Origin of the sequence: Amycolatopsis sp. M39, from assembly GCF_001651785.1 — a bacterium.
In the GTDB taxonomy this organism is placed as follows: domain Bacteria; phylum Actinomycetota; class Actinomycetes; order Mycobacteriales; family Pseudonocardiaceae; genus Amycolatopsis; species Amycolatopsis rubida.
Genome location: NZ_LWSF01000024.1, coordinates 228199 through 238650, shown reverse-complemented (window position 1 = coordinate 238650; position 10452 = coordinate 228199). Strand labels below are relative to the sequence as shown.

Here is a 10452-nt window from a genome sequence, read left to right as displayed (position 1 = left end):
CCGACCCGCGTCACGAGCCGGAAGAAACACCCCTACTACCGATTAGGAAGACCTCCGGGGCGCACCGCCTTCGCCGCGCATACCCTCGACTATGGCCTCGCCGACCTCGCCCGCGCCGGCGATGCCGATTCGCTGCGTTGTGTCGTCCTCCGCGGTGCGCAGTAGTCGTGGCTCGCGCGGGTCGCGTTCCGTCGTCACGTCGTTCGCCTTCTGCTCTGCCGCAAGGCGACCGCGAGAACGCCGGTCAGGCAGGGAACCGCCCCGGCCGAAGCCGGTTCCGGTCGCGCCGGAGGTGTCCTTGATCAGCGGTCCGGCCAGTCCGAGGCGGGGCCGCCGGCTCGGATGTGCTCGGCCAGCAGATCAGTGCTGCCGCGGCCGACGTGGGCGGCGATCGTCGCGAGGATGGCGAGAGCAAAGCCCGCGCACATCGCTGCGAGCGGCCCTCGTGCCTGGAATGGTTGTGTCGTCAGGATCTTCTCTCGTCACTGCTGCTATTGGCCGGTCAGCGCGACGGCCGGGTTGTCGTGCAGCTGGGCCGGGAATGCGGTGCACGTGCTCCTCCCTCACGTCGCCAGGGCCGCGCGGAGGAACGCGAGGATCTCTGTCTGGGCGGCCTCGGCCTGTGGTTCCACTCCGGGCAGGGTCAGGAACGCGTGCTTCGCGCCCGGGTACTCGGTGAGCCGCACCGAGGTTCCTGCCTCGCGGAGCCGCTCGGCGTAGCAGCGCCCGTGGTCGGCGACCGCGTCTTGGGTCGGCACCACCACCAGCGCCGGGGCGAGCCCGCTCAGGTCGTCGGCGTACAGCGGCGAGACGGCGCCGGCGTCGGCTCCCAGCGGGACGGCGAGCCGCTGGAAGAGTCGCAGCAGCGGCAAGGCCCGGGACGGGCTGTATGCGTATTCGGCGATGGAGGGACAGTCGAACATCGTCTCGGTCACGTCGGCTACGGGGTTGACCAGCACCTGCGCCTTGAGTTCCAGACCGGCGTCCCTGGCGCGGACGGCCGCCAGAGCGCTGATCAGCGCTCCGCAGCTCTCCCCGAACACGGCCGCGCGCGCCGGGTCGACGCCCCACTGCGCGCCCTGCCGCAGCACGTGCCGGAGCACATCCCAGCCGTCGTCAGCGGCGTCCGCGAGCGAGCTGCCCGGGGCGAGGAGGCGGTGCTCGACGGAGACGACGACGGCGGGCAGGCGCGCGGCGACGTGACTGTTGGTCCAGTCGCACTGCGCCGCCGTGCCCACGAAGCCGCCTCCGTGAACGTGGACCACCAGCGGCAGGCCGGTTCCGGCTTCGTCTCCAGCCCGCGCCGGCCGGCAGACCCGGACGGGCAGGTCGCGGCCGGGCAGCGCGATCTTCCGCCACTCGATCGCGGCGCCTGGGTCCGGCTCTCCGAGGATGGCCCGCGCCGCGCCCGAGGCCCGGAAGCGGTTCTCCGCGTCTCGGTAAACGAGCAGTTCCTCGGTCGTGATCGCCGCGAAGTCCGGCTCCGGCGGTCGTGTCACGGCAGCTAGCTCACTCATGTTTCCTTCTTCCCCAGTCGATGCGCCGAGTGCGTCTCGGTTCTCGCCCAGCGCTTTGTCCTCATTATGCACACGGTGTGTGCATCGACAAGTGCACAGGTTATGCTGGGGCGGGCGAAAGGGGCGAGATGACGGGCCGCAGGCGATGGTCGACCGAGGAGATCCTGGATACGGCGGCGGATCTGCTGCGCACGAGCGACGCCGAGTCGTTCAGCGTGCGCAAGCTCGCCGCGGCGCTCGGGACCGACCCCTCGAGCCTCTACCGGCACTTCCGCAACAAGACCGAACTGCTGCGCGCCGTCGCCGACCGGATCCTGCTGGCCGCCATGGACGACTACCGCGCTGAAGGCGATTGGAAGCGGCGCATCACCGCACTGGGCCTGCGCCTGCACGAAGCCTTCGGCGAGCAGCCTCAGCTCGCGACGGTGTGGGGCCGCTACGCGTCCGGCGGCACCGGATCCCGGCTGGTCATGGAAGAACTGCTGCAGGCCCTGCGCGCGTCCGGCCTGCCCGACGAGCAGGTCCCGGTGCGATACCACCGCGTCGTGCTCCTCCTCGCCGCACTGATCGCCTCCGAGGCAGGCATCAGCACCATCACCGCCGAGGAGTACGAACAGGGACTGGAGCAGTTCCGCGTCGCGGTGCTCGGCGCCGATCCCGAACGCTTCCCCGCCCTGTCGAGCTTCGCCCGCGACATCCGCCCCCTCGGGGCAGACCGGCGCGCCGCGTTCGAAGAAATCCTTGCCGCGCACCTTGCTCAGATCGAGGCCGAGATCCCCTGATACGCCGGATCATCAGCACCATGCGCCGCGGCTGCGGCACCGGAACAGCGGTCGTTCAGACCGATCCGGCCCGACCGCCCGCAAGCTGCGGCGCCGGAAAGCCCGAGCAGCCCCGGCGTTTCAAGACGCGCCCGGCTCGGCGCCGCCCTGCCTTGGGCGACCGGCCCGCCCGGACTTGACGCCTCAAGCCCAACCGGCACGCCACCGGCCAGCCACAGCGACACTCCCGCCCGGTCTGCACCACCCCAGCGTGCCGGGTCCGAACCGGCAACGCGGCCGCGCAAGGCAAGGTCGCCGCAGCGGGCAGGCCAGGCTCAGCTCGGGCTTCCGTCCGGACCGGCACGGCCGGCAGCCTTCCGCAGAGCCGTTCCCGCGGCAGGCCGGATCCAGCGCCGCGCTGAGCATCGTCGGCAATCACCCGTCGACGCCGCGCACCAAGTTTCCTGGCCGCGCATTCCGAACCGGAAGTGCACCGGACCGAAGCTGGCGCAGACCAAGCACGCGCCTTGCGCGCACGTTCGCGGCGCCGGGCGCACCCGTGCCCCGCTCAACGGTGCAGCCCGCGCCCGCGCAGAGAATCCGCGCTCCGCCCCGAGGGGAGAAGCGCGGATTCACCGTCGTGCTATTGGCCTTCGAAGCGCTGGCGGAAACGTTCCTCCATGCGCTGGGTGAAGGAGCTTTTGCGGCCGGACGGCTTCCCCCCGCCGCCTCCGTCGTCATGGCTGTCCTTGCCGCCCGCGTCGCTGTGGTGCAGCGACGTCACGGCCATCATGACCCCGAAGAACATCACGAGGAACCCGAGCACGCTGACCACCGGGATGTCGGCGACCCGCAACACCGGGATCACCACACCGAGCACCAGCAGGGCAACGCCCACCACGAACAGGGCGATCCCCTGGATGCGCCGACGGCGCGCGGGTCGGCGCAGCCGGGTGCCACGCACCGTGGATGCGAACTTGGGGTCCTCGGCATAGAGCTCGCGCTCGATCTGGTCGAGCAGCCGCTGCTCATGCTCGGAGAGTGGCATCTTTCCTCCTCCGGCACAGCTGTCGCGGGCGCCGGGCCGCGCAACGTCCTGGACCCAACAGCCAACCCCAGGCGGGGTGGCACTGTCCAGGATACGAGCCCCGCGCTCGTCCGACTACCCGATCCCCGATCCGGAAATGATCGAATCGGGGGAAATCCCGCCCAACGCGGGTTGACAGTGCGTCACCGCGACGGAAGTCACCCCCTTCGGCGCAGTCCAGGCCCCTCCGCGACCCCGTCGGCCTCCCCCGTCCGGGGTCCCTCGTCACGGAGAGAAACTGTCTTCGGGCCGACCGCCTGGCGTGCCGACGTCCCCTTCGGCGGGATCTTCCGCCGATCGATACCGTCCGCGACTTTTCACTTGCCCATTGCCGGGACCGGCAATCCCTCACCGTGCGGACAGCCCGCCGCGCGCTAACTCAGCGCGACCGCCGACCCCGATTTTCGGAGACCGCTCGGCCCCCGCGCCGGAGGGCGGTTGCCGACCAGGCAGTCATTTCGGGGAATTACCCGCGAAGGATCGCCCACGGACCCGCCGAGGCGGAGGTTTGCACCGGCTTGCCCGCCGCATCCGGCTTCCGAGTGCGCGACGGTGGACTTCGACGCTTGAGGTGCCGGGGCTCGCTCGTCCCGACCGGGCACACCCCGCTCCCGCTTCGCTCCTTCCGACCGGGCACGCCCCCCGCTCCCCGCTTCGCCCCTTCCGACCGGCCACGCCCCGCTTCGCCCCCGCCGCACTCCGCCCGACCGGCCACACCCCACTCCGCCGCCGCCCCACTCCGCCAGACCGGGCACACCCCACGCCCCTGCCTCACTCCTCCCGGGGAGAAAGCAGCGAAGCGGGCCGGATCGCCGCCGAGCCGAACTTCAGGCGAGCCACGTCCGCCGCCACCTCGGCGTCTCGCCAGCGCGGCTCGTCGTTCGTGAACGACAACTGCTCCCCCTCGTCGCCGGTGTCGAGGCCTTCCACCCGCACCCCGATGAGCCGGACCGCTCCCGTCGGCGCGTGCTCGGCCAGAAGCTCGACCGCCGTGCGGTGGATGTCGCGGGCCACGTCGGTCGCCGAGAGCACAGTGCGCGCTCGGGTGATCGTGCGGAAATCGCCGAACCGCACCTTGATCGACACCGTCCTCCCGCGCAGTCCGCGCGACCGGAGCGTCGCCCCGACCCGTTCGGACAGCCGCAACAGCTCCAAACCCAGCTCGGCCCGATTGAAGACGTCGACGTCGAAGGTGTGCTCGGCTCCGATCGACTTCTCCGCCGACTCCGGTTCCACGGCCCGGTCGTCATGGCCGTTCGCCAACGCCCACAGGTGATCCCCGACGGCCCGGCCCGCCGCGCGCCGCAGCCGGGCGGGCGGGGTGGCGGCGATGTCCGCGATCGTGTGCCAGCCGTGTTGCCGCAGCTGTTCCTCCGTGCGCTTTCCGACTCCCCACAGCGCCGATACCGGCAGCGGGTGCAGGAACTCCAGCGTTTCGGCCGCGGGGACGATCACCATCCCGTCCGGTTTGGCCATCCCCGAGGCCAGTTTCGCTACGAATTTGACCTTCGCGACGCCCACCGAGCACGTGATCCCGTGCTCGGCCGCCACTCGTTCCCGAATCCGCGCGCCCAGCGCGCCCGGAGTGGTCCCCAGCCGCCGCAGGGCGCCTCCGACGTCCAGGAACGCCTCGTCCAGGCTCAGCGGCTCGACCAGCGGCGTCAACTGCCGGAAAATCCCCATGACTCCGCGCGACACCTCGCCGTACAGCCCGGGCGTCGGCTGGATGCAGACCAGGTGCGGGCAGAGCCGTTTGGCCGTGGCGAACGGCATCGCCGAGCGCACGCCGAAGCGCCGCGCCGGATAGCTCGCCGCGGCGACGACCGAGCGCGGGCCGCCGCCGGACACGACGACCGGCTGGCTCGCCAGCTCCGGCCGCGTGCGCAGTTCGCACGAGACGAAGAAGGCGTCCATGTCCACGTGAAGAATCGAGCAGCCGGTGTCGTCCGGCAGCTCGGTCGCGCCCGTGGTGACGCGGTAGCGGGCCATCCCGCTCGGCAGTTCGGCGTTTCTCCCCACGCCTCCGGACGCTACCCGCCGCCACCGACAATTCCTGGCGTGCGAGCACCGGCGACCACGCTTACGGGTGGCCGGGCCGGTCATCGCGGCGGGCGGAGAGCGGATCAGCCCCGCCGGGCGATCGCGTGCAAGCGGCCCGCGACGTCGCGCAACGCGGGCACCGCCGAGGCACTCAGCTCGAACTCGGCCAGTTCGTCCTCGCGGACCCCGCCCGGCACGACGTCCGAGATCACCCGGTCGCCCTGCAGCAGCGTGACCTCCAGGCCGGCCGCCACGAGCGAATCGGTGAGCCCGGCACTGTCGTACCGGCGCAGTACGGTGTCCCCCGCGACGACGCCGTCCGGACCTTCCATCAGCTGCTGCGCCTCGGAGATCCGCCCGGCCAGCGCGCGATGCAGCACGGCCGCGGTGCGGTTGGCCACCAGCACCGACACGGCCCCGCCCGGCGACACGGCCGCGGCGAGCGCGTCGAGCACGACGCGCGGGTCGTCCACGACCTCCAGCAGGCCGTGCGCCAGCACCAGGTCCGCCGATCCGGCCCGGACGTGCGCGCCGAGCGCGTCGGAGTCGTCCGCGATCACCGTGATCCGGCCCGAGACACCCTCCTCCTCGGCGCGGCGACGCAGCGTCGCGAGCGCGTTCGGGTTCGGTTCGACCACGGTGACCAGGCATCCGGCCGAGGCGAACGGCACCGCCCAGCCGCCGCTCCCGCCGCCGACGTCGACGACGACCGGCTGCTCCACGCCGCGGGCGCGGGCGGCCCGCAGTTCGGCCTCGAGCGCCCGGCGTACAGCGCCCGAGCCCCGGGCGGCCACGGTGTCGGTCTTCATGGCCGACAGGGTAATGGCCGCCGGTCACTTGCCGTGACCCGCGTGGCGCCGCAGCGGCGTTCGCCACCTTCCGGGCTACCGCCCCGGCGCGCGGCCCGTAGGCTGTGTCGAGTGCACACGGTCGCCGTTCTCAGCCTCAAGGGTGGTGTCGGCAAAACGACGGTCGCGCTCGGTATCGCGTCGGCCGCGCTGCGTAGGGGAACCCGCACGCTCGTAGCCGATCTCGACCCGCAGGGCAACGCCACCACCTCGCTCGATCCGCCGTTCACCGACGCGACGCTCGCCGACGTGCTCGAGACGCCCGCGCGGGCCGTCCTCGAACGCGCGATCGCGCCCAGCGTCTGGAGCGAGGAGATCGACGTGCTGGTCGGCGCCGAGGAGCTGGAGTCGCTCAACGAACCCGACTCCGACGGCCGCCGCCTGGAAAACCTTTCCCGCGCGCTCGACGAACTCCACCAGCGTCCGCTGCGCGAGGACCCGTACGAGCTGGCGATCATCGACTGCCCGCCGTCGCTCGGCCGGCTCACCAAATCGGCACTCGTGGCGGCCGACAGCGCGCTCATTGTGACCGAACCCACAATGTATGCGGTGGCCGGCGCCCAGCGCGCACTCGAAGCGATCGAACGGATCCGCGAGGACGGCAATCCGTCCCTGCGGCCGATCGGCGTGCTCGTGAACAAGCTGCGCGTGCGGTCGTACGAGCACCAGTTCCGGGTCTCGGAGCTGCGCGAGAACTTCGGTTCGCTGGTGATGCCGACCGCGATCCCGGACCGGCTCGCGGTGCAGCAGGCCCAGGGCGCGTGCAGCCCGATCCACGAATGGCATTCCCCTGGCGCACAAGAGATCGCGCTGACCTTCAACATGGTCCTCGCCAAAATCCTGCGCTCCAGCCGCGCCGGACGGCACCGCGTGCGCGCCGAGGAGGAAGCGGCGCGGGCGGAAGTGTCGGAAACCGCGGGCTGAACCGTGCCCGAGGGCGACACCGTATTCCTGGCCGGAAAGCTGCTCGACCGCGCGCTCGCCGGGAAAACGCTGGTGCGCGGCCAGTTCCGGCATCCCGAACTGGCCACTGTGGACCTCGCGGGCCGGGAGGTGCACAGCGTCGGCACCGTCGGGAAGCACCTCTTCACGCGCTTCTCCGGCGACCTGACGCTGCACAGCCACCTGCGCATGGACGGCTCGTGGAAAATCCAGCCGGCGGGCGCGAAGTGGGCGATGCCCGCCCAGCACGCGCGCGTCGTGCTGATGACCGAGGACGTCCAGGCGATCGGTTTCCGGTTGCACGACCTGAAACTGCTGCCCACCGCCGAGGAACCCGCTCTCGTCGGCCACCTCGGCCCGGACCTGCTCGATCCACAGTGGAGGGACGAGCACGCCGCGCTGGCCGCCGCCAATCTCGCCGCGAAACCGGACCGCGAACTCGGCGACGCACTGCTGGACCAGCGGATCATGGCCGGCGTCGGCAACCTGTACAAGTGCGAGATCTCTTTCCTGCTAGGGGTTTCCCCGTGGACCCCAGTGTCCGAAGTGGACCCCGCACGAGCGGTGGCGCTCGCCCGGAAGCTGCTGGTCGCGAACGCGTGGCGGCACGAGCAGGCCACCACCGGCGACCTCCGCCGCGGCCGCCGCACCTGGGTCTACGAACGCACCCGCCAGGGCTGCTTCCGCTGCGGCGGCCCGCTGCTGGTGCGCCAGCAGGGCGACGGCCGGTACCAGCGCCCGACCTGGTGCTGCCCGCGCTGCCAGCCCGGCCCCGTCCCGGCCGATGGACCGCCGCGCAAATGATGTTGCCGTACCGAGAGGTTCGCGGTTAGCGTGGCAGTACACGAGAGAGGAGGTGGTCCTAAGTTGTATTCACACAGGACTCGTGAGGTGGCTGTCCGCTAGCGGATGGCACGTGTTGGGACTTTGAGCAGCGACGCACCAAGAGCCACCTTCGGCTCATCGCCTGCTTCACGTGCTGCCTGCTGACGAATACCAGGCAGTCACCGGGTTCCCGGGGTTCCCGAGCACCGGTCCGGCTCGGGCCTGGACGCTGACGGCGTTCAGGAGGCGCCCCGGGAATTTCCCTGTCCGTTCGCGGTTCTTTCCGCTCTCGGCGATCACTGGCGGTTCCTCCGGACCCGCGAAAGTCGCTAGGCTGGGAGGATGCTCAGGCCGGACTATCCGATCAGCACCGAACGCCTGCTCCTCCGCCCGTTCCGGGACGACGATCTCGATGCCCTGAACTCGTTCCAGTCCCGCGCGGACGTCGTCCGCTACCTGTACTGGGGACCGCGCAGCCGCGCGGAATCCGCGGCCGCGCTGGCGAAGCGCGTGCACAGCGCGACGTTGACGGAGGAAGGCCAGTTCCTCGCCGTCGCCGTGGAACTCGCCGAAACCGGGCAGCTCATCGGCGACCTCAACCTCGAATACCTCAGCGCCGAACACCGCCAAGGCGAGATCGGCTTCGTCTTCCACCCCGACCACCACGGAAAAGGCCTGGCCCTGGAAGCAACGTGCGAAGTCCTGCGCCTCGGCTTCGAAGACCTGGGCCTGCACCGCGTCATCGGCCGCTGCGACGGCCGCAACACCGCGTCGGCGTCGCTGATGGAACGGCTGGGGATGCGCCAGGAAGCGCGCCTGCGGGAGAACGAGATCGTCAAGGGCGAATGGACCGACGAGCTGGTCTACGCCATGTTGGAAGACGAGTGGAAAGCCGGTGCTTCCCGGAGGAACTGATCCCTCCCCTCCGGCACTTCCGGCCCGCGGCGGCTCCGCCCTCTCCGCCAGCCGCCCACGTGCCGTGAGGGGAACCCCGAGGGAATCAGAGTTCCTCAGGGTTCCCCTCACGACCCGCCACCGGTCCGTGAGGGATCCTTTCACGGCCAGCCCCGCCCGCAAGCCTCCGGGGATGCCGCCCCATTGGGGCGCGAAGCCCAGCAGACCCCAACCGCAAGCCAACAATCGAGGCACCCACGCCATCCCCGCACCCCGATCCGAAGCCCCCCTGCGGTTCGGGGGTGCTTGTCAAGGCATCTTTCCCGCCTTGACAAGTACCCCCGAACCGTCAGCACAATTGGGCTTCGGGGTGCCCCACGCCAGCGACCACAGCAATGTCGCCCCCAGGCGACGAGCCGCCCCCGGCGCGACCCGAACCACACCAACCCCGATCCGCCCCAGCCAGACCAGCAGCGATACGGCAGCATGGACGACGTGCTCTTCGACAGGATCGTCCGCCCAGCGATGTACCGGCTCGCCTACCACGACCCCGAGGTCGTCCACGAACGCACCGTCACCCTCCTGAGCCGAGCGAGCCGAGCCGGAACCGCCCTCCGCCCGATCTCGAAGCTGTACCGCACCAACGACCCCGCCACCGTCCTGGGCCTGACCTTCCCCAACCGCGTCGGCCTGGCCGCGGGCATGGACAAGAACGGCCGCGCCCTGCACGCCTGGCCCGCCCTTGGCTTCGGCTTCGTCGAAGTCGGCACGGTCACCCGACACCCCCAGCCAGGCAATCCCCGACCCCGCCTCTACAGCCTCCCGGCCACCGACGCGGTCATCAACCGCATGGGCTTCAACAACGACGGGGCCCAAGCCCTCGCCGACCGCCTGGCCGCCCGCGGAAAGCCCGCTGTCCCGCTGGGAATCAGCATCGGCAAGTCCAAGGTGACGCCGCTGGACGAGGCGGTCGAGGACTACCGCTTCTCCCTCCGCGCCCTGCACCCCTTCGCGGACTACTTCGCGATCAACGTCAGCTCCCCCAACACCCCGGGTCTCCGTGCGCTGCAAGACAAAGCGGCACTCGCCGAGCTGCTCGCCGAGCTCCGCGAGACCGGAGCCGAACTGGGCGGCGACACTCCCCTGCTGGTCAAGGTCGCCCCCGACCTCACCGACGACGCACTCGCCGAACTCCTCGAAGTCTGCCTGGAGCACGGCGTCGCCGGAATCATCGCGACCAACACCACCCTCTCCCGCGAAGGCGTCGCCCCCGCCGAAGCCGCACTGGCCTCCGAAACCGGCGGGCTGTCCGGCCGCCCGCTGACCGAGCGCTCGGCCGAAGTCGTCCGCTTCGTCCACGAAAAGACCGACGGCAAGCTGCCCATCATCGGCGTCGGCGGCATCCTCGGCCCGGACGACGCCCGCCGCATGCTCGACGCCGGAGCCAGCCTCGTGCAGATCTACACCGGCTTCGCCCTGCACGGGCCCGGACTGGTCCGCCGCGTCGGCCGGGGACTCGCCGACCGGTAGCGAAGCCC

The 10452-nt window shown here is 71.0% G+C and carries 10 protein-coding genes; 5 read left to right on the top strand and 5 right to left on the bottom strand.

The window, feature by feature from the left end:
* Positions 1–302: 302 nt before the first annotated feature.
* Positions 303–428, bottom strand: coding sequence for a hypothetical protein (locus tag A4R44_RS51925; RefSeq protein ID WP_255366208.1), 126 nt, complete (start codon positions 426–428; stop codon positions 303–305).
* Between the two features lie 135 nt (positions 429–563).
* Complete coding sequence (locus A4R44_RS35860) at positions 564–1517, bottom strand: alpha/beta hydrolase (RefSeq protein WP_067590863.1); 954 nt, start codon at positions 1515–1517, stop codon at positions 564–566.
* Between the two features lie 128 nt (positions 1518–1645).
* Here A4R44_RS35860 and A4R44_RS35855 point away from each other — a divergent pair, with 128 nt between their 5' ends.
* Positions 1646–2299, top strand: a complete 654-nt coding sequence (locus A4R44_RS35855; protein ID WP_067590860.1) for a TetR/AcrR family transcriptional regulator — start codon at positions 1646–1648, stop codon at positions 2297–2299.
* A gap of 622 nt (positions 2300–2921) precedes the next feature.
* Here A4R44_RS35855 and A4R44_RS35850 read toward each other — a convergent pair.
* The 3 genes from A4R44_RS35850 to A4R44_RS35840 form a co-directional block, all read right to left on the bottom strand.
* Positions 2922–3326: a DUF3040 domain-containing protein gene (locus A4R44_RS35850; protein ID WP_067590857.1), complete on the bottom strand. Its 405-nt coding sequence runs from the start codon at positions 3324–3326 to the stop codon at positions 2922–2924.
* Between the two features lie 810 nt (positions 3327–4136).
* Positions 4137–5354: a DNA polymerase IV gene (gene dinB / locus A4R44_RS35845; RefSeq protein ID WP_067590930.1), complete on the bottom strand. Its 1218-nt coding sequence runs from the start codon at positions 5352–5354 to the stop codon at positions 4137–4139.
* 134 nt (positions 5355–5488) lie between these two features.
* Positions 5489–6214 carry a methyltransferase domain-containing protein gene (locus A4R44_RS35840; protein ID WP_067590854.1) on the bottom strand — a complete coding sequence of 242 codons (726 nt, stop codon included), beginning with the start codon at positions 6212–6214 and terminating at the stop codon, positions 5489–5491.
* Positions 6215–6325: 111 nt separating this feature from the next.
* Between A4R44_RS35840 and A4R44_RS35835 the strand changes: the two genes are divergently transcribed.
* The 4 genes from A4R44_RS35835 to A4R44_RS35820 all read left to right on the top strand — a co-directional run bounded on the left by A4R44_RS35835 (position 6326) and on the right by A4R44_RS35820 (position 10444).
* Positions 6326–7177, top strand: coding sequence for a ParA family protein (locus tag A4R44_RS35835; protein ID WP_067590852.1), 852 nt, complete (start codon positions 6326–6328; stop codon positions 7175–7177).
* Between the two features lie 3 nt (positions 7178–7180).
* The gene (locus A4R44_RS35830) at positions 7181–7999 is read left to right on the top strand and encodes a DNA-formamidopyrimidine glycosylase family protein (protein WP_067590849.1); all 819 of its coding nucleotides are present in this window, start codon (positions 7181–7183) and stop codon (positions 7997–7999) included.
* Between the two features lie 363 nt (positions 8000–8362).
* Positions 8363–8935, top strand: a complete 573-nt coding sequence (locus A4R44_RS35825) for a GNAT family N-acetyltransferase (RefSeq protein WP_067590846.1) — start codon at positions 8363–8365, stop codon at positions 8933–8935.
* A gap of 474 nt (positions 8936–9409) precedes the next feature.
* A complete protein-coding gene (locus A4R44_RS35820) occupies positions 9410–10444 on the top strand; it encodes a quinone-dependent dihydroorotate dehydrogenase (protein ID WP_067590927.1) in 1035 nt (344 codons plus the stop codon).
* Positions 10445–10452: the final 8 nt, after the last annotated feature.

What these genes read in the sequence shown, in the direction of transcription:
- A4R44_RS51925 (WP_255366208.1), bottom strand. Translation starts at nt 428, where the DNA reads ATGTGCGCGGGCTTTGCTCTCGCCATCCTCGCGACGATCGCCGCCCAC.
- A4R44_RS35860 (WP_067590863.1), bottom strand. Translation starts at nt 1,517, where the DNA reads ATGAGTGAGCTAGCTGCCGTGACACGACCGCCGGAGCCGGACTTCGCG.
- A4R44_RS35855 (WP_067590860.1), top strand. Translation starts at nt 1,646, where the DNA reads ATGACGGGCCGCAGGCGATGGTCGACCGAGGAGATCCTGGATACGGCG.
- A4R44_RS35850 (WP_067590857.1), bottom strand. Translation starts at nt 3,326, where the DNA reads ATGCCACTCTCCGAGCATGAGCAGCGGCTGCTCGACCAGATCGAGCGC.
- dinB (WP_067590930.1), bottom strand. Translation starts at nt 5,354, where the DNA reads ATGGCCCGCTACCGCGTCACCACGGGCGCGACCGAGCTGCCGGACGAC.
- A4R44_RS35840 (WP_067590854.1), bottom strand. Translation starts at nt 6,214, where the DNA reads ATGAAGACCGACACCGTGGCCGCCCGGGGCTCGGGCGCTGTACGCCGG.
- A4R44_RS35825 (WP_067590846.1), top strand. Translation starts at nt 8,363, where the DNA reads ATGCTCAGGCCGGACTATCCGATCAGCACCGAACGCCTGCTCCTCCGC.